Genomic DNA, 25,888 nt, shown 5'->3' on the forward strand with positions numbered 1-25,888 from the left:
TTTTTATTTTATTCAAAAATCATACATTTTTATTTAATCAACTAAAGTTCTAACAAAGGCCTTATAATAACCATTTTAAGATATATCTATACTGGATAAAATATAAATACAGTAATTGATAATACTAATTTTAATGGAGGTACATTATGGATATTAAGACTTTTGATGAAAGACTTAAACTTGGTAATGGAGATTATGACAGACTTGTTAACTCTAGAAAACCAAAAGGAATTGAAAACAAAAAAGCTTATATTGTAGGAACTGGTATTGCAGGACTTGCAACAGCAGGATTTTTGATTAAAGACGCAAAGATGGACCCTTCAAATATTACTTTTTTAGAAAAAGATGATATTGCTGGAGGAGCTCTTGACGGTAAACTTTTATCAGACGTAGACTATGTAGCAAGAGGAGGACGTGAAACAGGACATCATTTTGAAGTTTTATGGGATTTATTTAGTGTAGTTCCTTCAAGAGAAGATCCCAATGTTTCAATTTTAGATTATCTATATTATACAAATTTAGATGATCCTAATTATAGTAATTGTAGAATAACTAAAAATCGTGGAGAAAGATATGATAATGGAAAATTTAATCTTTCAAAAGATGTAATAAAAGAAATAGTTCATTTACTGCTAACTCCTGATGAAAAATTGCAAGGAATTTCAGTAGAAGAAGTTTTTTCAGATGAATTTTTAGAAAGCGATTTTTGGACTTTCTATAGAACAATGTTTGCTTTTGAAAATTGGCATTCAGTATTAGAATTGAAACTGTATATCAATAGATTTATACACCATGTTGGAGGACTACCAGATCTTTCAGCACTTCAATTTACTAGATACGACCAATATGAATCTATAGTAACGCCAATGATGACTTGGCTAAAAGATTTAGGTGTAAAAACTGAGTATAATTACAATGTGGAAGATATAGATTTTGATATCACAAAAGAAAAGAAAGTTGCCACAAAGATTATTGCAGTAGACTCTCAAACTGGAGAAGATAAATCAATTGAGCTTTCAGAAGATGATTTGATATTTGTCACAACAGGTTCAATTGTCGAAGCATCAGCTTATGGAACAAACGATAAAGCACCAGTTATAGATGAAAACATGGAAGGTAGTTTTAAACTTTGGAAGAATATTTCAAAAAAATCTGATGATTTTGGACATCCAGAAGTATTCACTTCAGATATTGAAAAAACAAATTGGGAATCTGCTACAGTTACAGTAATGAGTAAAGAAATTGCAGAATATATAGAAAAAATTACAAAAAGGACTCCATATGGTGGAAAAGTTGTAACTGGTGGAATTGTTACAGTAAAAGATTCAAGTTGGCTAATGAGTTGGACTATAAACAGACAAGGCCAATATATGGACCAACCAGATGACCAAATAGCAGTGTGGGTATATTCCTTATTTACAGATGTAGAGGGAGATTATATCAAAAAACGAATGAGAGATTGTTCAGGAGAAGAAATTGCTAAAGAATGGCTATACCATATTGGAGTGCCAGAAGAAGACATCGAAAGACTTGCAAAAGAAACCTCAACTATTCCAGTATTTATGCCATATATCACTGCACAATTTATGCCAAGAAGTTTTGGAGATAGACCTTATATAGTTCCAGAAAATGCAGTAAACTTTGCTTTCTTGGGTCAATTTGTAGAAACACTTGATAATCCAGGACGTGACACAGTATTTACTACAGAATATTCTGGCAGATGTGCAATGGAAGCAGTTTATGTACTAACTGGAGTAGAAAAGAAAGTTCCAGAAGTATTCGCTTCAAGATATGACATTAGATATTTATTAGCTGGAGCAAGTGCATTAAATGATGGTGAAAGACCAGAAGTTGATTTGCCACTTGATAAACTTGCAGTAGCTGCAAAACTAATAAGTGGTACTGAAATAGAGGCGATGTTAAAAGAATTTAAACTACTATAATTAATAAATTTCAAAATAAATCTTAAAATAAAATTTAAAAGTTAATAATAATTTCAGATTTTCATAGTAACTTGGACTGGCCTCATTAATTGGGGCTAGTTTTTTGTTTTGTAATGTTAATTTAAAATTTTTTATTATAGCCATAAATATAACTTATTTATTAAAACGAAATCTACTACAATAAAATAGTTTTGTATTTATAAATAAAAATGTTTTTGTATGCTTTTGCTCAGGATGACTTGGTAAGTGGGAAATATTCTCTTAACCGCATACATAACTCTTTTTAATTTGCTGCGGCTTATTTAGTCGAGATGAGATTTGACGGGGATTTCACTTAAGATTTAATATTTAAAAAATGCTTGAGAAATTTCTCAAGCATTTTTATACTTTTATGAAAAGATTGTCAAAAATTAATTATTGTGCATTATCTCTTAGATATTTGATAATATCCATTGATTCATATAGTGGTTTGTCGCCAATAAATAGGCAAGGTACTTGTTTTTTGCCACCTTTTTCAATTAAATAGTCTCTTGCTTCGGCATCTTTATCGATATTTTTAATTTCAACAGAATTTATATTTTTTTCTTCCATGAAATTTTCTACTTTTTTACAAAATGGGCAAAATGTACCCACATACAATGTCAATTTTTCCATTGTGCACCTCCATTATTTTTTTACCCACTTACCTTTTTATAAAACAAGTAGAATGCTTGATATTTAAATACTTATAATTATTTGGTATAATAAGAGAGATTCGAGGTGATTTTTTGGGATTATTTGATAATTTTGATGGTAATTTTAGAGATATAAAAGAAAATTTGTCTTATTTATCACAAAAACTTGTGGATGAGTCAAAAGAAATTAAAAAAATCGCAAAACTCAAGTACGAAATTTTAAATGAAGAGAGAAAACTTAAAGACCTTTATGCAAATCTCGGCAAATATTTTTATGATGATTATAGAGGCGTTAATACAGAGATTGATTTAGATGAAATTTTTCAAGAAATTGAAAGGACAAATTCTAGACTTTCTTCTTTAAAGATGAATTTACAAGTCTCTGATAGTTCTGATGATAGTGGTCTTTATGTGGAAAAGTTTAATAAAGTGAGTAAAAATAATAAGGATGATTTTTCTGATACAGGTTTATTTATCACTAATGAAGATAAAGCTGAAACGGACGAAAGTTACAAAATACTCACAATAGAAGAAGATGAAGATGAATTTTAATAAAGAATTTATAGAAATTAACGGAATTAAAACTGCATATATTAAAAGAAATGGCGGAGATAAAATCTGTGTTATTTTACATGGATGGGGTGCATATATTGAGTCAATAACTCCAATTCTTAAAGCAGTGCCAAGTGAATATACAGTTTACGCATATGACGCACCGGGTTTTGGAGATACTGAAGACCCGGATTTTGTCATGGGTACTTATGATTATTATGAGTTCTTGCTCACTTTGTTAGAAAAATTTAATATCGAAAAAGCTACATTTATTGGGCATTCTTTTGGTGGGAAAACTCTAACTATTTTAGGAGCAAAAAATCCGCTGAAAGTACAAAAGCTTGTATTGATAGATGCATCAGGTGTATTGCCAAAGCGAAAGTTGTCTTATTATTTTAAAGTATATTCCTTTAAATTAATGAAAAAACTTTATTTACTTACCCATGGCGGCAATGAGGAAAGTCTCAAAAAGTTTTATAAAAAACATGGTTCTGACGATTATCAAAATGCCAATGGGATTATGCGTAAGTGTTTTGTAAAAGTTGTAAATGAGTCTACTGAAGAAGAATTTGAGAATATAGACGCAGAGACTCTTTTAATTTGGGGCGAAAATGATGATGCAACTCCACTTTATATGGCACACATATTCGAGAAGAAAATTAAAAACTCGGGTCTAGTTGTCTTAGATGGTGCTGGTCATTATTCTTATATAGACGACTTTGGGACATTTAATGCAGTTTTAAATTCATTTTTAGGAGATAACAGATGATTAAAATTATTATTTTTTCGATTATTTTATTATTTATTTATATTTTTGCTAGCAAAAAGAGGACATTATATCCTCTGCATATGTTGCAACTAGAAGGTTATGACAATGAAGATTTTAATAATTTTTTACAGGATAATAGAAATAAACTAAATAGATTTTATTATGCAAAACAATCAGAAGAAAAGACACCGCTTGTATTTACTGATAGAGTTAATCGTTTAGTAGCAAAACACAATAGCGTAAATGGGATTGTTGGTTTGATAGTTGTTGTAATAGCGACTATTTTATATTATTTCACTAATAATTTTGTGTTAAGTGCTATTATTGCAACTTTAATGTTTTTGTTACTTTATTATTTTCAATATAAAGTTTTACTTTTTTCAAATTCGCTGGCGCTGCCACGTGAATTAGAAATAAATCAAGGTTTCTTTGACAGTGCTCAAAATAAAATTAAAGACTATAAACAAAATCATGGACTTAAAGTTTTGGGGATTACAGGTTCTTTTGGAAAGACATCAGTTAAATTTATTTCTGATACTATTCTCAGTGAAGGATTAAAAGTAAAAAATACTCCATCTTCTTTTAATACTCCAATGGGTCTTTCTAAGATAATTAACAATGAATTGGAAAGAGATAGAGAGGTATTTATTGCAGAACTTGGAGCTAAAGTTCCAGGTGAGATTCACGAGGTTAGTCAATTAGTTCAGCCTGATATAGGAATTATTACTGCTATAGGCCCTACACATATGCATCTTTTTAAAACTATAGAAAATATTCAAAGGACAAAATATGAACTGATTGAGGATTTGCCACAAGATGGAATAGCGATTTTTAATTATGACAATGATTATGTGAAACCTCTTGCAGATAAAACTTTAAAGAAGACATATAGATATGGAATGAAAGATATAGATAAGTTAGATGTCTTTGCGGATAAAATTTCTGTTTCAGAAGAAGGTTCTAAATTCAATTTAAATATCAAAGGAGTAGGAGAGATAATGTGTAAAACCAAATTGCTAGGCGTTCACAATATTTCTAATTTACTTGCAGCTGCAACTGCTGCTCATGTTTTAGGACTAACTCTTGAACAAATTGCTAGTGGAATTGAAAAGGTAGAGCCAGTAGAACATAGACTAAGCCTTATGGATACTAATAATGGAACAATAGTAATTGATGATGCATTTAACTCAAATCCTGTAGGTTTTAGAGCTGCTCTTGATGTATTAGCTGAATTTAAAAATAATAGAAAGATTATTATTACTCCGGGCATGGTTGAGCTTGGGGATATGGAAGTTAAAGAAAATGAAAAAATAGGCGAAGAAATGTCAGGAGTTGTCGATTTCGCAATATTAGTGGGCAAAAAAAGAACAGAACCAATTTATAGAGGACTTGTAAACAAATCTTTTCCTAAAGAAAATATTTTTCAAGTAGGTACTCTAACTGAGGCTACTGAAGTTCTAGCTCAAATATCTAAATCTGGTGATGTAATTTTATTTGAAAATGACTTGCCAGATAATTACAACGAGGAGTGAAATTAATGGAAAATGTTGGTGTAATTTTTGGTGGGAGATCTGTTGAGCATGAAGTATCTGTGATAACAGGCATGCAAATAATAGAAAATATGGATAAATCAAAATATAATCCTATACCAATTTATATAAATAAAGATGGAAAATTCTTATCAGGTGAATCCCTAAAAAACTTCAAAAGTTATAAAACAGGTAATTTTCACGATGCAGAAGAAGTCTTCTTTAAACCTGAATTTAATAACCACAATTTATATTATATAAAACACAACGAGAAGAAATTATTTAAACCAGCTTTTGATGAAGTTGCAGTATATGAAAAAATAGATTTAATATTTTTTGCACTTCATGGAACTTTTGGTGAAGATGGATGCACACAAGGACTTTTTGAACTGATGGGTATGCCTTACACTGGCTGTGGAGTTATGAGTGCAGCAGTTGGCATGGATAAGATAACTATGAGAAAAGTTTTTGAATCTGAAAATATACCTATGACTAAATACGAATATTTTTATCGTGAAGAGTTAAACAATCTGGAGAAAGTTATAAAAAAATGTGAAAACTTAAACTTCCCGCTCTTTGTTAAACCTGCAAATTTGGGCTCATCTATTGGAATAAGTAAAGTTAAAGATACTCTTGAATTGACAAAGGCCCTTGAACTTGCTGCTAATTATGATAGAAAAATAATTGTTGAAGAAGCAGTAAATAATCCACGAGAGATTAATATTGCAGTTCTTGGTTATGAAGATGATTTACTCTTATCTGCTTGTGAAGAACCTATAGGATTTAAAGATTTGTTAAAATATGAAGATAAATATGTAGCTGGTTCAAAGGGAAGTAAATCTAGTCAAAAAAATCAAGCCAAAAAGCTACCAGCCGATTTAAGTGAAAAACTAGAGCAAGAAATTAAAGATTTAGCCAAAAAATCTTTTAAGTCAATAGATGGTTCAGGAGTTGCTAGAATTGACTTTTTAGTAGATAAAGACAAAGTCTTTGTCAATGAAATAAATACACTGCCAGGTTCTATCGCTTTTTATTTATATGAAGTTAATGGCTTAAAATTACAAGAACTCATATCAAAACTAATTGAATTGGGTAAAAAGAGAAGTGAAGACAGAAAAAGAAGTATGTATTCAATTGATTCGAACCTATTTAATATGACAAGCTATGGAGCAAAGATTTAAATGATTAAAGAAAAGATTTTTAAAATTATCGAAAGATCAAAACCAAAGTCTCGAGAAGAACTCATAAAGCACCTTGGAATTAAGAACAAAGAAAAGGCAAAATTTACAAGTTTATTAGAAGAGATGGAGACAGAAGGACTAATATTTTTAGACAAAAGAAAAAAATATAGACTTGTGGACAATTCAAAATATTTTTACGGAAAAATCCAAACTGCATCTAAAGGATTTGGTTTTTTGATAAGTAAAAATCTTGATGAAGATATATATATTTCAAGAAATAATTTAAACACTGCACTAAATGGAGATGAAGTCATTGTAAAAAAATACGATGACAAATCAGGAGACCGTGACGAAGGCAAGGTTGTATCAATTGTCAAGAGAGTAAATACAAAAGTTGTTGGAATTTTTGAAGATAAAAGAGATTTTGGATTTGTCATTGCAGATGAAAGTAAATTTGCAATGGATATCTATATTCCAAAGAAAAAGATACATGGAGCTAGAAGTGGTCAAAAAGTAGTGGTTAAAATAGAAAAATGGCCAACAGACAAGAAAAAACCTGAAGGAAGAATTATAGAAGTTCTAGGTTATCCTACAGATCCACATGTAGATATAATGGCGATTGCGGCAGCTATGGAAATTCCAATGGAGTTTCCGAAATCAGCTCTATCGGAAGCCAAACAAGTACCTCAAGAAGTAACTGAAGCAGAAATAGAATCAAGAGTGGATTTTAGAGATTTAACAACTTTTACAATTGATGGTGCAGACTCAAAAGACTTTGACGATGCTATATCATTAGAAGTATTAGATAAAAATACTTTTAGACTTGGTGTTCATATTGCTGATGTAGCACATTATGTTAAAGAAGATTCTGAAATTGAAAGAGAGGCTCACAAGAGGGGAAACTCAGTTTATCTATTAAATAGAGTTATACCGATGCTTCCCGTAGAATTATCTAATGGAATTTGTTCACTAAATGAAGGAGTAGATCGCCTTACACTTTCATGTGTAATTGATGTCGATAGAAATGGTAAAGTAAAAAAATATGAAATTGTAGAATCTGTCATCAATTCGAGTCGAAGACTTATTTATGAAGATGTATCAGACTATCTTGAAAAAGGTGAAGTATCTCCTTCAATTGAAGGACTTGAAGAAATATTATCCAATATGTATGAACTTTCAAAAGTACTCCAAAAAAGAAGAGAAGAAGGGGGAGCTATTGATTTTGACATACCAGAGGTTATAATTAAAGTTAATGAAGATGGGTGGCCTCTCGATATTTATAAAAAAGATAGAAGATCTGCAAATAAATTAATAGAAGATTTTATGTTGCTTGCCAATGTTTGTGTTGCAAAAAAATATTATTTCAAAGAAATTCCGTTTTTATATCGAATTCACGAAAGACCAAAAGAAGAAAAGATATCAGAACTTAATTCCTATATTAGACCATTAAATTATATGATAAATTATGATGAAGAAGTAAATCCTCGCGATATCCAAAAAATACTTCTAAAAGTGAAAGGTGAAAAAGAAGAGATGTTTATTTCTACTTTGACACTTAGAGCAATGCAGAAGGCAAAATATTCATCAGAGTTAGATATACATTTTGGTTTATCGTTTAATCACTATACACATTTTACTTCTCCAATACGAAGATATTCTGACCTAACGATTCATAGAATAATTAAAAAAGATATAAATCATAGATTATCCAAAAAAATCATAGAAAGACTTGAAAATGAATTGCCAGAAATAGCAGAGCATGTTTCAAATACAGAAAAAAAAGCACAAGATGCAGAAAGACAAGTTGAAGCAGTGAAAATGGCGGAATATATGTCAGAGAGAATAGGAAATATATACACTGGAAATGTATCGAGTATAACAAGCTTTGGAATCTTTGTGGAACTTCCTAATTTAGTAGAAGGACTAGTTAGCTATAAAAGCATGGATGGATATTTTGAATTCGATGTAGACAATTATAAAGCAATAGATTATGATACAAAAGTTGAATTTCATATTGGAGATGAAGTAGAAATAGAAGTCGCAAATGTTGATTTAAATATGGGGACCATAGATTTTAAATTAGTTGGTGATATATATGAGTAAAAAAAATGAAGGAAATGTATTTGCAAGAAATAAGCAAGCAGGGCATCTTTATTTTATAGAAGATAGATATGAGGCAGGAATCGAACTACTCGGGACCGAAGTAAAATCAATAAGGACTGGAGAAGTAAATTTAAGAGATGCTTATTGCGATATAATAAATGGTGAGATTTATATAGTCAACATGCATATTAGTCCATATGAGCAAGGTAATATTAACAATGCAGATCCGCTCAGAAAAAGAAAACTATTGATGCATAAACAAGAAATTAGAAGATTAGAACAAGTAAAAACTATTGATGGTTATACAATAATCCCTCTTAAACTTTATCTATCAAAAGGTAAGATAAAAGCTGAAATAGCGAAATGTAAAGGTAAAAAACTTTGGGATAAAAGAGAAACAATGAAAAAACGAGAAGAAGATAAAAAAATACGTCAAGCTTTACGATATTAATTAAATGCCTACAAGTGCTACACTTGTAGGTGTTTTTTAATTATAAAACAATGTAATATCTAACTAGATTTTATAATATTTTCATTATTAGATAAATCTATGACCAAAACATATAAAAATAATAGATTTCTCATTTCATAGTGCTAAGTCTCCTTTAAATAGGTATAAGAATTAAATCTTTTATATTTTTGTTTAATGCTTTATTTATTTTTTAATATTTTTAATAATACCATATTTAAACTTAAATTATTTTTCTAATACACTCATTCACATATAAAAAGTTCTCTGTTATAATTGGGTAAAAGGTGATATTATGGCATTTATTGAAGTTAGAAATTTATCTAAGATATATTCTGCAGGTGAGAGGTCAATTACTGCAAATGACAATTTGAATTTTGATATTGAAAAAAATGAGTTTGCAGTGATTTTAGGTGCCAGTGGTGCTGGAAAGTCTACATTTTTAAATATTTTAGGAGGAATGGATACTCCTAGTAGAGGTAATTTATATGTAGATGGTAAAGATATTGCATCTTTAAATGAAAGAGAACTCACTACTTATAGAAGATATGACATGGGATTTGTTTTTCAATTTTATAATTTAATTCCCAATTTGACGGCACTAGAAAATGTGGAACTTGCTACTCAAATTGTAGATAATGCAAAAAATCCTATAGAGGTTCTTAAAAGTGTGGGACTTTCTGAAAGGATGAATAATTTTCCGTCTCAACTTTCGGGTGGAGAGCAGCAGAGAGTTTCTATAGCTCGTGCTATTGCTAAAAATCCAAAATTACTTTTGTGTGACGAGCCCACAGGTGCACTTGATTACAATACGGGAAAGCAAATTTTGAAATTATTACAAAATCTTACTAAAACTACAGATACCACTGTAGTAGTTATCACTCATAATTCTGCTATAAAAGATAGTGCTGATAGATTAATAGAAATTAGTGATGCTAAGATTAAGAATATAACTATTAATGATAATCCAAAGGATATTATGGAAATAGAATGGTAGGTGCAGAGTGAAAGCTGCGTTAAAAGATACAACAAGAGAAATAAAAAACACAATAGAAAGATTTATTTCAATCCTTTTAATTGTGGCTCTTGGTGTTTTTGTATTGATAGGTCTTATTTCTACAGGACCTATAATGCGTAACACTCTAAATGATAAAGTAGAAAAACTAAATTATGCTGATATGTTAGTCACTTGTCCTCTTGGGTTTTTAGATGAGGATATATCCATTATTGAAAGCCAAAAAAATATTGCGGAACTTGAATATGGATATGATAAAGAGCTATTTTTAAAAGATGATGCTACTGTAATTAAACTCATAAATTATCCTTATGAAGTTTCTATGCCTCAATTAATTGAAGGTAGAAATTTAAAAAATGATAATGAAATATTACTTGATTATGAGATGAAAGACAGTTATGCAATTGGACAGACTATTTCTTTTGAAAAAGATGATGATATAGATTCTGAGAATAATTTAAATATTTATGATTTTAAAGTTGTAGGTTATGTTGAGACTCTCGACTATATAATGAAGGATAGCAGGGGCTACTCTGATAGAGGATATGGCAAAATTTCGGGATTTGGCTATATACTTCCACAGAATTTTAATGGTAAACCGACGATTTCTAAAATTAATTTTTCGGATTCAAAAGGACTTGATACTTCTGGCGATGAATATAGGGCTTTGATGAAACAAAAGGAAAACAGGCTTCGAATTGATATGAAATACCGACCTATAGATAGATTATCTGCTATGAAAGAAAAATTGACCGAAGAAATAAATAAAGGCGAAAATGAGATAAGCGATGCAAAAAATAAACTTAATGATGCAGAAAATGAGCTTACTCAAGGGCGTGAAGATTTAAAGAAAGGCAAAGAAGATTATAAAACAGGGCTTTCAAAATATAATAAAGAAAAAGCAAAGGGCGAAAATGAGATTAAAAATTCTCGCGATAAATTATATAAAGCCAAACAAGATATTGACGAAAATGAGATAAAGCTTTCTGATGGTGAAAAAGAGTTAGCAGAAGGTAAATTAAAACTTCAAGATTCTAAAAATAAAATAGATGAAGGAGAGCGTAAGTTAACAGAAGGAAAAGAAAAGTATCAAAAAGGCCTTGGTGAATCACAAGCTGGAAAAGAGGCGTTAATAAAAGGAGAAGAACAATTACTACAAGGACGCAAAAAATTAGACAGTGGTTGGGCAAAAATAGAAGATGCTAAAGTTCAGTTAGAAGTTGGGCTATCTGAATATGAAGATGGTAAGAGAAAATATATTGATGGGCTTCAAAAACTTGAAGATGGTAAGAATGAACTTTCTGCAAAATTAAATATGAGTTATGAAGAAGCAAAAGATGCTATTGGCGGTGCGAGCTTTGCAATCAATAAAGCCCAAGAGCTTTTTAATAATGTGCCAAGTATTGATGAGAAATTAAAGAATTTGGAAGAACAGAAAAATAATCTCGAAGCTCAAATAAAAGATTTAAACTCACAAATTAAATTAATAGAAAATGATGATTCCCAAAAAGATGATTTAGCAAATCTTTATAATAAAAGAGATGAGCTGGGTTCAAAACTTGAAAGTATAAATAATTCTCTAAAAACTATCAATGATAGCAAAACTATATTTGAACAAGCATTAGCAGAAATTAATTCTCAACTGCCAGAAGGTTTCAAAATTAATGTTCCAGAGGATATTGCATTATTAAAGAATAAAATAGGACAGGCAAAAGAAGCCATAAATAAAATTGAAAGTTCAGAAAAAGAGTTAGTTGCAGCTAAAGCAAAATTAGTATCATCTAAAGAAAGATTAGATGAAGCCCAAAGACAATTAAATGATGCAATAAATGAGGCGGAAGAGGGTGAGAGAGAATATAAAAGGAATAAAGATGAACTCCAAGCAAATCGTCAAAAAATAGAAGATGCAAAGATTGAACTTGCAAAAGCTAAAGAAAAAATAAATTCTTCTGAAGAAAAATTGCAACAAGGAAAAAGAGACTATGAAAAGGGTCAGGCTCGTTATCAAGAAAATTATGATAAATTTATAGACTCTAAATCCAAACTAGAAAGAGGCAAGGAAAAATACGAAGAAGGTATAAAAGATTTAGCTAGTGGTGAAGAAAAATTAAATAGGGAACTCGGAAAAGCAAAAAACAGCTTAGACGATGCAAAAAATAAACTATATAAAGGAGAACGTGAATTATTAAAAGGAGAAGATGAATATAAAGATAAATCACAAGAGGCCAAGAAAAAAATAGAAAAAGCGAGAGAAGAAATCAAAGATGGAAGAAGATATCTATCATTGATAAAAGCACCAAGATATAAAATAATACCTCGTCATCTAATTAATGACATAAATATTTATTCTGATTATTCAAAGAGAGTAGATGGATTATCCCTAATATTTCCTGTGTTTTTCTTTGCAATAACCTTACTAGTGTCTTTTACCACAATGACAAGAATGGTAGAAGAGGACAGGACAATAATAGGAACATACAAAGCACTTGGATACCCAAATAAAGAGATTGCAAAAAAATTTTTTATGTATGGAATGCTTGCCTCACTAATTGGAGGGTTACTTGGTGCTATAAGTGGTTCTTATATATTGACTTATATTATTGGCAATGCGTATTCTACAAAGACAATTTTTGAAGACAAACTTATCATTAGTATGTTTCCTTTAAAAATGATATTTGCTATAATTGTAGGATTTATGTTTACAGCAATAGCCGCAAGCCTTTCTGTAAATAAAACTCTAAAAGAAAAGACTGCCATGTTACTAAGGCCGAAACCTCCAGCAAAGGGAAATAGAATTTTGTTAGAAAAATTTCCATTTATATGGAATAATATTTCTTTTCTTTCAAAAGTTACTGCCAGAAATTTATTTAGATCAAAAAAACGAATGTTAATGACAATTTTAGGTGTGCTTGGTTGTGCTGCACTTCTAGTTCTAGGTTTTGGTATATCTGATTCAGTAAAAGATGTTGAGAGATTACAATTTGAAGATATTATAAAATATAATGTTTCCGTACTATATGATAGTGAGTTATTTGATGATGACTATAAAATGTATAGAAAAGAAATAAATAAAAATGGTTATAATACAGAAAAAGTTTATCAAGAATTTTTCAAAACAGACTATAGAGACTTACAAGAAAATATCGAACTAATTGTACCTGATGATATTGATGATTTTAAAAATTATATACAAGTCAAAGATAAATCCAGCGGCAAATTATTAGATTTAAATAATAGAGGTGCAATAGTATCAGAAAAACTTGCCAAAATTAAAAAAATAGAAGTAGGAGACGTACTGACAATAGAAGATGTCTATGGCAATGATTTTGATGTAGAAATATCTGGCATTTGCGAGTTTTATCTTGGACATTATCTTTTCATGAATAAAGATTATTATGAGACAGTGACAGGGTCTAGATATGTACCAAACATGGATTTATTAAAATTCGAAGATGACTTTGATATTGACAAATTTTCAAAAGATACAATAAAAAACAAATCTGTTATGAATATAACTGATATGCATGATTCCAAAGTTCAACTTAATCAATTTTTATATTCTATAAATAAAGTTGAAGTCGTGATACTTGTAGTATCCACAATTTTAGAAATTGTCGTTTTATATAATTTGACAAATATAAATATAGAGGAGCGAATAAGAGAAGTATCATCAATAAAAGTATTGGGATTTTATCCAAAAGAATCAACGCTTTATATTTATAAAGAAACTTATATTTTAGTGGCGATAGGGATAATACTAGGTTTATTTGTTGGTAAGATACTTCACTATTCGATACTTCAAATAGTTGTTCCTAATATGGCAATGCTACCGGAGAAATTAACATTTAGACCTTTTTTATATGCAGCTATTATAACTGCAATTATAAATATAGGTATAATGTTTGTTTTTCACTATAAAATCAAAAAAATTAATCCATTAGAAGCATTAAGTTCTGTAGAATAATGATTTTCATATAGTATTTTGAAAATTATCGCTAATAACTTCTATAAGATATTAATAAAAAAGACTTTCATTATAAAAATGGGAGTCTTTTTTTTAATTAATCTGTAATATTAAATAGAAATTTTGATATTTTGTAATATAAATTAATCTACATTTTATTAAAAATGGAACTGTTTCTAAATATTTTACGACTTTTGCTAAATACTAATAAACGAATCTTATCTTCCAAATGATTTATTATAAGATAAAAAACACTGTAAATGTTGAAAATAACAAAGTTTTTGTATTTATATTTTTTATTTTACAAAGCAAGAACAGTTTGTAAAACATTTTACATAGTATTTACATTTGGTAGCTTACATATTTACAAATTATTCCTATAATGACAATGAAATAAATCATTATAAATAATTATTTGAAAGGATGAAGGAAAATGAAACTTAAAAAATTAGGAAAAGTGGGTATTTTAATCGCACTTGCAGCTTCACTTGTGGCTTGTGGAGGTAACAAACCTAAAAACGAAACAGCTAATGAAGGTGCAAACGCAGGTGGAAACCAACCAGCTACAGAAGCGGCTGCAGATCTTGGAACTATTAATGTTATTTCAAGAGAACAAGGTTCTGGTACAAGATCAGCATTTACTGAACTAACTGGAGTACTTGAAAAAGACGGAGATAATGAAGTAGATAAAACTTATGAAGAAGCTTCAGTTCAATCTTCAACTGATGCAGTTCTTACAACTGTTCAAAATGATAAAGCAGGTGTTGGTTATATTTCTCTAGGTTCTCTTAACGATACAGTAAAAGCTGTTAAAGTTGACGGAGTAGAAGCTACTGCAGAAAATATTAAATCTGGAGATTACAAATTAGCAAGACCTTTTAACATTGCTTATAAAGCAGAAATTGATGAAAAAACTCAAGATTTTATTAAATTTATCATGTCTGAAGAAGGACAAAAAATCGCTGCTGAAGAAGGATATATTGGTGAAGATGATGCAGAAGCATACGAACCAATCGACAATGATGCACATATAGCAATTGCTGGGTCAACTTCAGTTACTCCACTTATGGAAAAACTTGTTGAAGCTTATAAAGCTCTAAATCCTAACTTTGAAGCTGATATCCAATCAAATGGTTCTTCAGCAGGTATGACAGCAGCTATAGAAGGAACAGCTCAAATAGGTATGGCTTCAAGAGAACTTAAAGAAGAAGAAGCAGCAGAAGTTGAAAGTTTAGTAATTGCAAGAGACGGAATTGCAGTTGTTGTTAACAAAGAAAACTCAGTTGAAGACTTAACAATGGATAACTTAAAAGAAATTTTCACAGGCGCAGTTACTGAATGGTCTGAATTTATAAAATAATTTTTGGTTTAAAAAGGAATGAAACAAATGGAAGACATCAATAAGGCGACTATCAGCAAGGAAAACCAAAGAAAAGCATTTACCAAGGAAGAAGTATTTAAATATTTCTTCCTGCTTTGTTCTATATTGTCAATTTTTTTCTTGTTATTGATATGCGTCTTCATATTCAAAGATTCTTTTGCTTTCATAGGAAAAGTCGGAGTAAAAGAATTTATATTTAATGATAGTTGGAGCCCTTCCAACAAACCACCTAGTTATGGAATACTACCTATGATGCTAGGTTCTATAATAATTACTGCATTATCATCAATCGCAGCAATTCCTATTGCAGTAATGGTATCTTGTTATTTGGCCTTTGATTGCCCTAGAGGAATTTACAAAATTTTAAAACCAGCATTAAACTTGATGACAGGTATACCATCAATTGTTTATGGTTTTTTTGCACTTACTATTATTGTGCCAATAAATAGATCGATTTTTGGTGGAACTGGTATGAATATGCTTACTGCTTCAATTTTACTTTTAATTATGATTTTGCCAACAATAATTTCAATGGCAGAAGCTTCTCTTAGAACTGTACCCAAATCATATTACCAAGGCTCACTTTCACTTGGTGCGACTCATGATGAAACAATAACAAGAGTAATGGTGCCTGCCGCGAAATCAGGAATTTTTGCAGGTATTATATTAGGAGTGGGTAGAGCTATAGGTGAAACAATGGCAGTAATTCTTGTTGCTGGTAACCAAACTAGATTAACATTTAATATCCTAAAAGGAATGAGAACAATGACTACAAATATCGTAATGGAAATGGCATATGCTGCTGGAGATCATAGACAAGCACTTATAGCGACTGCTGCAGTACTATTTATTTTCATACTCCTTATTAATTTAGGATTTTTTGCAATGAAGAAGAGGAGTGATCAAAATAGCTAAGCAAATCGCAATAGGCATCCTTATTGTTTTTATAGCAGCTGTGCTATTTTTAAGAATTGGTAAGAAGATGTCCTTTTATAAAATATTTACAAGACTTTTCAGTGCAGCAACATTTGCAATACTTGTTTTTATAGTTGCGTTTGTAGTTGCAAAGGGAATATTCAATTTTAGGCCAGAGATGCTATCTATGAACTACACTACGCAGAATGTGTCAATGGGTCCTGCAATTGTAACTACGCTTATTACAGTTTTATTGGCAATTTTATTTGCTTCTCCAATTGGAATATTCACTGCAATATTTTTGGTTGAATATACAGCAACGGAGAACAAATTAGTGCAAGGCATTAGACTTGCTACAGAAACACTTGCAGGAATTCCGTCAATAGTCTATGGACTTTTTGGTATGTTATTTTTTGTAACTAAATTGCATCTTGGATTCTCAATATTATCGGGTGTTTTGACTGTTTCAATTATGATACTTCCGATTATAATGAGAGCTACAGAAGAAGCACTAAAATCAATTCACCCGTCGATAAGACAAGGTTCTTTTGCACTTGGAGCAGGAAGACTTAGAACTATTTTCAAAGTTGTTCTCCCAATTGCAATTCCGGGTATATTATCTGGAATAATTTTATCTATTGGGCGTGTAGTAGGTGAAACGGCTGCACTAATGTATACTTTAGGTACAGCCACATCTTTGCCAACCTCATTAGGTTCTTCTTCAAGAACATTGGCTCTTCATATGTATATGCTATCTTCTGAAGGTATGCATGTCGGAGAAGCATACGCAACTGGAATGGTGCTACTTGTATTAGTTTTATTAATTAACTACGCATCGACAAAACTCGCTGAAAAACTTTCGGAGGTAGAATAATTTTGGAAGAAAAAATGAAAGTTGAAAATCTTGATTTGTTTTATGGAGATTTTCAAGCACTGCACAATGTAAATCTAGATATTTATGAAAATGAAGTACTTTCTTTTATTGGACCAAGTGGTTGTGGAAAGTCAACTCTTTTAAAATGTTTAAATAGAATGAACGACTTGATAGTAGGTTGTAAAATTGAAGGAACAATTACTTTAGATGGGGAAGATATTTACGACAAAAATTATGATGTAAATAAACTTAGAAAAAGAGTTGGTATGGTATTTCAACAACCCAACCCGTTTCCTATGAGTATTTATGAAAATATAGCTTATGGACCAAAAACTCATGGTATTACAAATAAAGCAAAGCTTGATGAAATTGTAGAAAGCTCACTTAAAAAGGCAGCTATATGGGATGAAGTTAAAGACGACTTAAAAAAATCTGCACTTTCTATATCTGGTGGTCAACAACAAAGACTTTGTATAGCTAGAGCCCTTGCTGTAAATCCAGAAATCATTTTAATGGACGAACCTACATCAGCACTTGACCCTATATCAACTGGTAAAATTGAAGATCTTACTCAACAATTAAAAGAAAATTATACTATAGTTATAGTGACTCACAATATGCAACAAGCTACAAGAATTTCGGACAAAACTGCATTTTTCTTAAATGGTGTTATAGTAGAATATGACAAGACAATTAATATTTTTACCAACCCGAAAGAAGAGAAAACAGAACTATATGTTACAGGAAGGTTTGGTTAATGATGAGAGAAAAGTTTGATGAAGATTTAAGATATTTAGATAATTTGCTACTTGAGATGGCAATGCTAAATGAAAATGCGATTAAAAAAGCTATTTTACTTCTAGATGAAAAAGATAAAGAAATTGCTAAAGAAGTGTCAAATTTTGAAGAAAAGATTGATGTCTACGAAGATATAATTCAAAAACATTGTCTTAAACTTTTTGTGGAGCAGCAACCTGCCGCTGGAGATTTAAGAAGAATTTCGGCTGCACTTAAAATGATAACTGATATGGAAAGAATTGGAGATAATTCAAGGGATATTGCTGAAATTTGCATGCTACTTCCAATTGATTATCGAAAAGATAAATTCCCTTTAATCAATGATATGGCAGAAGCTACTATTGGGATTGTAAATGACTCAATTAATGCCTTTGTCAACCGTGATATTGAAGCTGCTGAGCAAATTGAAAAAGAAGACGATGTTATAGATAATTATTTTATAATGATAAGAGACGAAATAATTGATATAATTAAATCAGATTTTGATCCAGAGGCAGCAATTGATTTTCTTATGATTTCAAAATATTTGGAAAGAATTGCTGACCACGCTGTAAATATTTCACGTTGGGTGATTTTTTCAATAAAAGGATGATTTGATGTTAATTTATGTTGTAGAAGATGATCTGTCAATATTAAAGCTAATTGAATATTCGCTAAAGAGTAAAGGCTATGAGGTAAAATGCTTTGAAAATGGTAAAGATTTTTTCAAAGAAAATGCCGAAAGAGCCGCTGATTTAGTGCTTTTAGATATTATGCTACCTGATATTGATGGTATTGAAATTTTAAAGAGAATTAAAGAAAATCCACATACCAAAAAAACTTGGATTATGATGATTACCGCTAAAACTACAGAATATGATATTATTTCTGCACTTGATCTTGGTGCTGATGATTATATTAAAAAACCATTTTCAGTTATGGAACTGCTCTCTAGAGTGGGTGCTATTACTAGAAGGATAGAATCACAAGACAAGAAAGAAAATTTACTTGAATTTAACGGAATTGTCATAGACGATTTAAAAAGAATTGTAACAATAGATGGTGAACAAGTTAGTTTCACTTTTAAAGAATACGAACTTTTAAAATATTTAGTTCTAAATAAAGATATAGTGATTTCTCGTGAAAAGCTACTGACTTATATTTGGGGCTATGATTATGAAGGTGAAACTAGAACAGTGGATATGCACATTAAACTCTTAAGAGACAAATTAAAAGAAAAGAGAAAGTATATAAAGACTATTAGAGGCGTAGGTTATATGCTCTCAAGCAAAGAATAGAATGGAAAATAAATTTTTTAGATATTTACTTGGAATTTCTTTCTTAACTCTTTTTCTATCTACAATAGCCTCAATGTTTGTTTATTATTCTGTCTATGTAACTAGATCTAATGAAGATTTAGATGATGTGGTATTTACACTAGAGAAATCTATGAATAAATACGGTGAGGATTTAGATTTATTAGAGCAAATTTCAAAGGGCAGGAAAGATATTAGGATAACTCTTATTAAAGCCAATGGCGATGTGATTTTTGATAGCTCTCAAAATCCAAAATTCTTGCCTACACATGCTGATAGGCCTGAAGTTATAAAAGCAAAAGAAACTGGATTTGCTCAAGTTGTTAGATATTCCACGACAGTATCTAAAGATCTATATTATGTATCAAGAACAATTGACAATGGAAATGTAATACGAGTTGCTCGTGAGATGGATAACCTCGTGGGTGCTTTTATAAAAGTTTTGCCAATCGACCTTGTTTTCTCCTTATTAATATTTTTGGTTGGCTCAATAGTTTCTCAAAAACTTACTAAAAAAACTTTTGATCCCTTAAACAATTTAGGCGAGGACCTCTCAAATATTGATGTAGAAAAATTTCCAGAGCTTAGTCCTTTCATAACAAAGATTAATAAACAAAATAATATGATAACAGATAATCTTAGAGAATTAAAAAGAGAGAAAGATACAATTCAAACAATACTTAGAAATATGAAAGAAGCCTTGATCATAATTGATGAAAATAAAAATCTACTTTCTGTCAACAATTCTGCAGAAAATCTCTTTAATGCTAAGAGAAATTTAATTGGTGAGAGTGTACTGACCTTAATCAGGGATAGTGATCTAATTAAACTAATAGAAAATGCTCTTTATGGCGAAAGCACAGAGACTATATCAGATATTGAAGATAGAAAGTTTAAAACTTATATAAATCCGGTCTTTGAGGACAGACGAGTAAAAGGTGTTGTTCTTTTGTTTATTGACGAGACAGAGGAGATTAGAGCACTCAAGCTAAGAGAAGAGTTTTCTTCTAATGTAAGTCATGAGTTAAAAACACCACTGACATCTATTTGTGGTTTTTCTGAATTGCTTGTCAATGGAATGGTTGATGAAGACAATAAAAATGAGTTCTATAGACTTATTTATAACGACTCCAAGAGACTTTTGACTCTTATAGAAGATATTATGAAAATATCTGGCCTTGATTCTAATGCTAGCTTCACTAGAGAAGAAGTAGCACTTAATAAATTAATGCGAGATATAATAAAAGCAGAATCCTCTGTAATAGAGGAGAAAAACATCTCTGTCAAACTCGAAGGAGATGGAAAAGTTGTTGAGAATAAAACAATGATGTGGGAGCTATTTGCAAATATTATAAACAATGGTATCAAATATAATAAAGACGATGGCTCACTTAATATAAAAATTAGAGAATTTGCAGAAGATGTCAAGATTGAGATTATAGATTCAGGCATAGGTATTTCTAACGAAGATTTAAATAGAATTTTTGAAAGATTTTATCGAGTTGAAAAATCTCGTTCTAGAAAAATTGGAGGTACTGGTTTAGGTCTTTCAATTGTAAAACATATTCTGCAGTCTATTGATGGTAAGTTAGAAATTAGTTCAAAATTAGATGTTGGGACTAAATTTAATATTACACTCAAGAAAAATCGTAAAGAAGCGATAGAAAAAGAATAAATTTCTCATAATGTACTCCTATCAATATGAGATAACTCCATTATAATGCTGAAAGTCCATCTATTATTGGTGGATTTTTAGCATTATTTTTAATTTTATTGTATAACTTGTAAAGTTAATAATGTTCAAAATGAGTCCTGTTTTGGAGAGGTTTCGTATAACTTTATAAATAATGTCTGTTAAAGCTCGCTATTGGGTAATTATAAATAAATGATAAATATATTCAGTTGGGGAGGAAATAATGAATATTCAGGAAATTTTAAATATTAAATATCCAATTTTGCAAGGTGCTATGGCCAATATTTCAACTTCAAAATTAGCTTCTGCTGTTTCAAATGCAGGTGGTCTTGGAATGATAGCCACTGGAGGTTTTTCTCCAAAACAGGTGCGAGAAGAAATTAGAAAAATGAAAGAACTTACTGATAAACCTTTTGGTGTAAATGTGGTTTTAATTCATGAAGATGTTGAAGAACTAAGCAAATTAGTAGTTGATGAGGGAGTTAAAATTGTTACTTGTGGTGCAGGTAATCCAGCTTCATATTTGAAATTTTGGAAAGAGAATGGCATAAAAGTTATACCTATAATTGCAAATAAAAAAATGGCGTTAAAAGTTGAATCACTAGGGGCAGATGCTTGTGTCTTTGAAGGAGCAGAAGCAGGAGGACATATTGGTAAATTGAATACTTTTGCGGCTCTACCTGAAATAGTAGATTCAGTAAATATTCCTGTAGTCTCAGCTGGAGGAGTTTATACACCAAGACATATTTTTGCTGCAGAAATACTTGGGGCAAGTGGTGTACAAATGGGAACTAGATTTTTGGTAGCAGATGAAACTCCAGTACATGAAAATTTTAAAAAGGCTTTAATCAATGCTACAGATAGAGATACGGCTGTCACTGGAATTACAGGACCTCATCCAATTAGATGTTTAAATAATAAATTATCAGAAAAGCTTTTAGAAATAGAAATTAGTAAATCGAATTTAGATGAATTTGAAAAATATGCAACAGGTTCTTCATTAAAAGCTGTGCGTGATGGTGACATTGATTGGGGTTCTATCATGGTGGGACAAGGCCTTGAATATTTAAATAATATAGAGAGTGTGAAAGATATAATTGAAAATTTGATGACTGGTTATAACGAACTTAAAGATTTTTGGTGTAGAAATGGGAATTAATTTAGAAAATATTAGTATTGGTGAAATTAAAACTGGAAAATTAAATAAAATTACTGATGTCCCTGGAGTTAAGGTGGGGCATGCGACAATAAAAGAAAATAATATACAAACGGGAGTTACGGCTATATTTCCTCATGATGGAGATATTTTTAATGAAAAACTTTTAGCTTCATCTGTGGTAATAAATGGGTTTGGTAAAACAGCAGGCCTAGTTCAACTTGAAGAATTAGGTCTTATTGAGGCACCTATTATGCTTACTAATACAATGAGCGTAGGTGATGTACTAAGCGGCACTACAAAGTATTTGATATCTAAATATAAAAAAATTGGAAATGAGATGGCAGCACCGAATATTTTAGTCTGTGAGTGTAATGATGGTGTGATAAATGACATGAGGGCAATGGCAATAAAAGATTTTCATGCTAAAGAAGCCATAGAAAGTGCAGGCTCTGATTTTGAAGAAGGTTCAGTTGGTGCTGGTACAGGAATGATTACAATGAGTTTAAAAGGTGGTATTGGTTCTTCTTCTAGAGTTATAAATATAGATAGTAGTAACTATACAATAGGGAGTTTAGTGCTATCAAATTTTGGCAGAATAAAAGATTTAAAAATTAATGGTAGAAAAATTGGTAAAGAGCTATATAATGCTCACAAAAATACAGAAGTAGAAAGAGAAAAGGGTTCTATAATAATAATTATAGGCACTGATATTCCATTATCTAATATACAACTAAAAAGAGTTGCCAAAAGAGCGGGTGTCGCTCTTTCAAATGTTGGTTCAATAATTGGACACGGAAGTGGAGATATATCTATAGCATTTTCTACTGCAAATAAAATTCACGATGATAATATGCATTCTATGAAATTTATCTCTGATAAATTTATTAATGATGTATTTAGGGCGACAATTGATTGTGTGGAAGAGTCAGTACTTTCTGCACTAATTCATGGAGAAAGTGTAAAATTAAAAAGTGGAAAAACTATATATTCTCTACAAGATAGTCTAAAAAAATCAAATTTAAAATTATAAAAAGAACAGTGGTTTTTAAGGCCACTGTTCTTAAAATATAATGATTTTTTTAAAAATTAATTATTATTTATCTTCTTCATTTTTCTCTTTTTTAATCTTAGCTATATAATGGTCCCCAACTTTTTCGTTAGATAATAATGTGTGGCCATTAGATTTAACCCAATTTATTACGTCGTCGCTAAAGTCAGGGTCTGTGGCTTTAACTTCAACAATATCTCCAACTTTCATACTGTGCATGTGTTGATAAAGTTCTGTTAAAGTTGCTGTACATTGCATTCCACTACAATTAAGGTTAATCACTCTATTTTCTTCGGGGTTTGTTACTGCATTTTTCATATCTTTTAAAGACATAACTTCATCTCCTTCATTCTCATTAGTCTCTTTTTTATCTTCCTTATCTATATTATTATTTTCATATAGATCCTTGTAATTAATCGATTTAAAGTATCTAGCACCGCCAGGGTATATACAGACATCTTTAAATCCATTATTTTTTAGAAGTCTAAGTGCATTATATGCTCTAACACCAATGGCACAAAAGACCACTATGTGTTTATTTTTATCTAATTCATCTAATCTATTTCTCAGTTCATTTAATGGAATATTTACTGCACCAGGTATTTCAAAAGCCATAACTTCAGCTGGTGTTCTAACATCAAGTAGAGTAATGTGTTCTTCTAAATTATCTCCATATTCTATATTGACATCAGAGAAAGCTACTAAGTCATTAATTACATTTTCAGCAGTAAATCCAGCCATATTGACAGGATCCTTTGCTGAAGAGTAAGGTGGAGCATAGGCAAGTTCAAGTTCAGTCAAGTCTTTTATAGTTGCACCAAATTTAATACTTGTTGAAATCACGTCAATTCTCTTGTCTACGCCTTCATATCCTACTGCTTGAGCACCAAGTATTTTTTGAGTTTTTAAATCAAATATGACTTTTAGAGTCAACTGAGTGGCACCTGGATAATAACCAGCGTGAGAGTTTTGTCTTATTATTACAAAATCATAGTCTTTTCTTTTTTCTAAACCCTTATCTTTAAGGGCTTTTTCATTTAGTCCAGTATTGGCAGCAGTCAAGTCAAATATTTTAGCAACTGCTGTGCCAAGACTACCAATATATTCTTTGTCAAAACCGCTAATTAAATCGGCTATCATTCTTCCCATTTTATTTGCAGGACCTGCTAGAGGTATCATAGTTTTATCTTTTGAAACAAAATTATCAACTTCAATGACATCGCCAATGGCATAAATATTTTCAATATTTGTTTCAAATTTATTATTAACTTTTATGCCGCCTTTATCATTTAGTTCTATACCAGCATCTTTAGCTATTTCAGAATTAGGTCTTACGCCAATTGATAATATAACAAAATCTTTTTCAAGTGATTTTCCACTTTCTAGATTTATAGTAACTTTACCTTTATCTTTAAAGGACTCAACTCCATCGCCAAGAATTAATTCGACACCCTTTGACATAATTTCTTCATGTAAAAGGGCAGCCATTTCTTTATCGAGTGGAGCCATTACTTGTTCATCACGTTCAATTATAGATACATCTAAACCAAGTTCATATAGGTTATGAGCCATTTCAAGTCCAATAAATCCTCCGCCTATAACGGCAGCTGATTTTACATTATTTGTATCAATGAAGTTTTTTATTTTGTCAGTGTCTGGTACTGTCCAAAGAGGCATTATTTTATCTGAATCTATGCCATCAATTGGTGGTACTAAAGGTGATGAACCTGTAGAAATAATTAATTCATCGTAGTTTTCTTTGTATATTTTATTTTGTTCTTTATTTTTAATAGAAATTTCTTTATTATCTTTATCGATAGAGATAGCTTCATTGTTAACTCTTACATCAACATTATATTTTTCTTTTAAGTCTTCTGGTGAATTTAACAAAAGGGCATCTCGGTTGTCAATAATATCGCCAATGTAATAAGGCAGGCCGCAGTTTGCATAGGAAATATAAGGGCCTCTTTCTAAAATAATAATTTCTGCTTCTTCGTCAAGTCTTCTAAGTCTTGCTGCAGCAGAAGCTCCACCGGCAACTCCACCTATTATTACAATTTTTTTCATTTGTCCTCCTTAAAAAATATATAAATAAACATAAACTCTGTTTGTAGCTAGTTAAAAATTAGTATATTGTAATCACTCTTACTTTTCTTATACCCAAATTTAATAAGTTAATCAATAAAATCGATTAAGGTCGTTGCCAATTAATAAAATAGTTTAATATGTTTATTGAATTAAAAATTTTTTGTCAAGTCCATAATATTGTGTAAATTAATCTAGTACAATATTTAATCTATCATTTGCCTTAGCTATCAAATAAATACTTAAAAGGTTCTGTCAAGGGACAAAGCGAAGCGTACCTTGACAGGTTCTTTTTAGTATTTATAATCTTTTAAGGCGAATGATAACTATCTAAAATTTAATATAACTTCTTTGAGTAGTTATCCACTCTTCATTTATATCAATTAATATAGCTCCTATTAATCTTATTGCTGATTTTTCATTTGGAAATATACGTATTAC

General features: G+C 30.5%; 21 protein-coding genes. 18 read left to right on the top strand and 3 right to left on the bottom strand.

The window, feature by feature from the left end:
* Positions 1 to 146: 146 nt before the first annotated feature.
* The gene (locus ABID14_RS06570) at positions 147 to 1,943 is read left to right on the top strand and encodes an oleate hydratase (RefSeq protein ID WP_354368375.1); all 1,797 of its coding nucleotides are present in this window, start codon (positions 147 to 149) and stop codon (positions 1,941 to 1,943) included.
* Between the two features lie 414 nt (positions 1,944 to 2,357).
* Here ABID14_RS06570 and ABID14_RS06575 read toward each other — a convergent pair whose 3' ends face one another.
* Entirely contained in the window at positions 2,358 to 2,597 is a 240-nt protein-coding gene (locus tag ABID14_RS06575; RefSeq protein ID WP_354368377.1) for a glutaredoxin family protein, read from the bottom strand.
* Between the two features lie 113 nt (positions 2,598 to 2,710).
* Between ABID14_RS06575 and ABID14_RS06580 the strand changes: the two genes are divergently transcribed.
* The 17 genes from ABID14_RS06580 (at position 2,711) to ABID14_RS06660 (ending at position 23,344) form a co-directional block, all read left to right on the top strand.
* Positions 2,711 to 3,169 carry a hypothetical protein gene (locus ABID14_RS06580; RefSeq protein WP_354368379.1) on the top strand — a complete coding sequence of 153 codons (459 nt, stop codon included), beginning with the start codon at positions 2,711 to 2,713 and terminating at the stop codon, positions 3,167 to 3,169.
* Entirely contained in the window at positions 3,159 to 3,938 is a 780-nt protein-coding gene (locus ABID14_RS06585; protein ID WP_354368411.1) for an alpha/beta fold hydrolase, read from the top strand. The genes ABID14_RS06580 and ABID14_RS06585 overlap by 11 nt, the downstream gene beginning before the upstream one ends.
* Positions 3,935 to 5,470, top strand: a complete 1,536-nt coding sequence (locus tag ABID14_RS06590) for a UDP-N-acetylmuramoyl-tripeptide--D-alanyl-D-alanine ligase (protein WP_354368381.1) — start codon at positions 3,935 to 3,937, stop codon at positions 5,468 to 5,470. The genes ABID14_RS06585 and ABID14_RS06590 overlap by 4 nt, the downstream gene beginning before the upstream one ends.
* Before the next feature lie 5 nt (positions 5,471 to 5,475).
* On the top strand, positions 5,476 to 6,648 hold the full coding sequence (locus ABID14_RS06595) for a D-alanine--D-alanine ligase family protein (protein ID WP_354368383.1): 1,173 nt from the start codon (positions 5,476 to 5,478) through the stop codon (positions 6,646 to 6,648).
* Positions 6,649 to 8,751, top strand: a complete 2,103-nt coding sequence (gene rnr / locus ABID14_RS06600; protein ID WP_354368385.1) for a ribonuclease R — start codon at positions 6,649 to 6,651, stop codon at positions 8,749 to 8,751.
* Positions 8,744 to 9,202 carry an SsrA-binding protein SmpB gene (gene smpB / locus ABID14_RS06605; RefSeq protein WP_354368387.1) on the top strand — a complete coding sequence of 153 codons (459 nt, stop codon included), beginning with the start codon at positions 8,744 to 8,746 and terminating at the stop codon, positions 9,200 to 9,202. The genes rnr and smpB overlap by 8 nt, the downstream gene beginning before the upstream one ends.
* Before the next feature lie 313 nt (positions 9,203 to 9,515).
* Entirely contained in the window at positions 9,516 to 10,217 is a 702-nt protein-coding gene (locus tag ABID14_RS06610; RefSeq protein ID WP_354368389.1) for an ABC transporter ATP-binding protein, read from the top strand.
* 7 nt (positions 10,218 to 10,224) lie between these two features.
* Positions 10,225 to 14,199, top strand: coding sequence for an FtsX-like permease family protein (locus tag ABID14_RS06615; protein ID WP_354368391.1), 3,975 nt, complete (start codon positions 10,225 to 10,227; stop codon positions 14,197 to 14,199).
* Between the two features lie 433 nt (positions 14,200 to 14,632).
* Positions 14,633 to 15,559: a substrate-binding domain-containing protein gene (locus tag ABID14_RS06620; RefSeq protein WP_354368393.1), complete on the top strand. Its 927-nt coding sequence runs from the start codon at positions 14,633 to 14,635 to the stop codon at positions 15,557 to 15,559.
* 27 nt (positions 15,560 to 15,586) lie between these two features.
* Positions 15,587 to 16,495, top strand: a complete 909-nt coding sequence (gene pstC / locus ABID14_RS06625; RefSeq protein WP_435529956.1) for a phosphate ABC transporter permease subunit PstC — start codon at positions 15,587 to 15,589, stop codon at positions 16,493 to 16,495.
* Positions 16,488 to 17,369 carry a phosphate ABC transporter permease PstA gene (gene pstA, locus ABID14_RS06630; RefSeq protein WP_354368413.1) on the top strand — a complete coding sequence of 294 codons (882 nt, stop codon included), beginning with the start codon at positions 16,488 to 16,490 and terminating at the stop codon, positions 17,367 to 17,369. Before pstC ends, pstA begins: the two co-directional genes overlap by 8 nt.
* A gap of 2 nt (positions 17,370 to 17,371) precedes the next feature.
* Positions 17,372 to 18,127 carry a phosphate ABC transporter ATP-binding protein PstB gene (pstB, locus tag ABID14_RS06635; protein ID WP_435529955.1) on the top strand — a complete coding sequence of 252 codons (756 nt, stop codon included), beginning with the start codon at positions 17,372 to 17,374 and terminating at the stop codon, positions 18,125 to 18,127.
* On the top strand, positions 18,127 to 18,759 hold the full coding sequence (gene phoU / locus ABID14_RS06640; protein ID WP_354368397.1) for a phosphate signaling complex protein PhoU: 633 nt from the start codon (positions 18,127 to 18,129) through the stop codon (positions 18,757 to 18,759). The genes pstB and phoU overlap by 1 nt, the downstream gene beginning before the upstream one ends.
* A gap of 4 nt (positions 18,760 to 18,763) precedes the next feature.
* The gene (locus ABID14_RS06645) at positions 18,764 to 19,444 is read left to right on the top strand and encodes a response regulator transcription factor (protein ID WP_354368399.1); all 681 of its coding nucleotides are present in this window, start codon (positions 18,764 to 18,766) and stop codon (positions 19,442 to 19,444) included.
* A 1-nt stretch (position 19,445) separates the two neighbouring features.
* The gene (locus ABID14_RS06650; RefSeq protein WP_354368401.1) at positions 19,446 to 21,137 is read left to right on the top strand and encodes a sensor histidine kinase; all 1,692 of its coding nucleotides are present in this window, start codon (positions 19,446 to 19,448) and stop codon (positions 21,135 to 21,137) included.
* Between the two features lie 241 nt (positions 21,138 to 21,378).
* The gene (locus ABID14_RS06655; RefSeq protein ID WP_354368403.1) at positions 21,379 to 22,314 is read left to right on the top strand and encodes a nitronate monooxygenase; all 936 of its coding nucleotides are present in this window, start codon (positions 21,379 to 21,381) and stop codon (positions 22,312 to 22,314) included.
* On the top strand, positions 22,304 to 23,344 hold the full coding sequence (locus tag ABID14_RS06660) for a P1 family peptidase (RefSeq protein WP_354368405.1): 1,041 nt from the start codon (positions 22,304 to 22,306) through the stop codon (positions 23,342 to 23,344). Before ABID14_RS06655 ends, ABID14_RS06660 begins: the two co-directional genes overlap by 11 nt.
* A gap of 63 nt (positions 23,345 to 23,407) precedes the next feature.
* Here ABID14_RS06660 and ABID14_RS06665 read toward each other — a convergent pair whose 3' ends face one another.
* Together ABID14_RS06665 and ABID14_RS06670 are read right to left on the bottom strand one after the other, a co-directional pair.
* A complete protein-coding gene (locus ABID14_RS06665) occupies positions 23,408 to 25,429 on the bottom strand; it encodes a CoA-disulfide reductase (protein WP_354368407.1) in 2,022 nt (673 codons plus the stop codon).
* 348 nt (positions 25,430 to 25,777) lie between these two features.
* A partial coding sequence (locus ABID14_RS06670) for a transposase (RefSeq protein ID WP_354368417.1) occupies positions 25,778 to 25,888 on the bottom strand: 111 nt, incomplete at its 5' end.

This window comes from Peptoniphilus olsenii, from assembly GCF_040545475.1.
Taxonomy (GTDB): Bacteria; Bacillota; Clostridia; order Tissierellales; family Peptoniphilaceae; genus Peptoniphilus_A; species Peptoniphilus_A olsenii.

Excerpts from the sequence above, each read along its gene's own strand:
- ABID14_RS06595 (WP_354368383.1), top strand. The coding sequence starts at position 5,476 with ATGGAAAATGTTGGTGTAATTTTTGGTGGGAGATCTGTTGAGCATGAA.
- smpB (WP_354368387.1), top strand. The coding sequence starts at position 8,744 with ATGAGTAAAAAAAATGAAGGAAATGTATTTGCAAGAAATAAGCAAGCA.
- ABID14_RS06660 (WP_354368405.1), top strand. The coding sequence starts at position 22,304 with ATGGGAATTAATTTAGAAAATATTAGTATTGGTGAAATTAAAACTGGA.
- ABID14_RS06575 (WP_354368377.1), bottom strand. The coding sequence starts at position 2,597 with ATGGAAAAATTGACATTGTATGTGGGTACATTTTGCCCATTTTGTAAA.
- phoU (WP_354368397.1), top strand. The coding sequence starts at position 18,127 with ATGATGAGAGAAAAGTTTGATGAAGATTTAAGATATTTAGATAATTTG.
- ABID14_RS06590 (WP_354368381.1), top strand. The coding sequence starts at position 3,935 with ATGATTAAAATTATTATTTTTTCGATTATTTTATTATTTATTTATATT.
- ABID14_RS06645 (WP_354368399.1), top strand. The coding sequence starts at position 18,764 with ATGTTAATTTATGTTGTAGAAGATGATCTGTCAATATTAAAGCTAATT.
- ABID14_RS06570 (WP_354368375.1), top strand. The coding sequence starts at position 147 with ATGGATATTAAGACTTTTGATGAAAGACTTAAACTTGGTAATGGAGAT.
- ABID14_RS06610 (WP_354368389.1), top strand. The coding sequence starts at position 9,516 with ATGGCATTTATTGAAGTTAGAAATTTATCTAAGATATATTCTGCAGGT.
- ABID14_RS06655 (WP_354368403.1), top strand. The coding sequence starts at position 21,379 with ATGAATATTCAGGAAATTTTAAATATTAAATATCCAATTTTGCAAGGT.
- ABID14_RS06650 (WP_354368401.1), top strand. The coding sequence starts at position 19,446 with ATGGAAAATAAATTTTTTAGATATTTACTTGGAATTTCTTTCTTAACT.
- rnr (WP_354368385.1), top strand. The coding sequence starts at position 6,649 with ATGATTAAAGAAAAGATTTTTAAAATTATCGAAAGATCAAAACCAAAG.
- ABID14_RS06585 (WP_354368411.1), top strand. The coding sequence starts at position 3,159 with ATGAATTTTAATAAAGAATTTATAGAAATTAACGGAATTAAAACTGCA.
- ABID14_RS06620 (WP_354368393.1), top strand. The coding sequence starts at position 14,633 with ATGAAACTTAAAAAATTAGGAAAAGTGGGTATTTTAATCGCACTTGCA.
- pstC (WP_435529956.1), top strand. The coding sequence starts at position 15,587 with ATGGAAGACATCAATAAGGCGACTATCAGCAAGGAAAACCAAAGAAAA.
- ABID14_RS06665 (WP_354368407.1), bottom strand. The coding sequence starts at position 25,429 with ATGAAAAAAATTGTAATAATAGGTGGAGTTGCCGGTGGAGCTTCTGCT.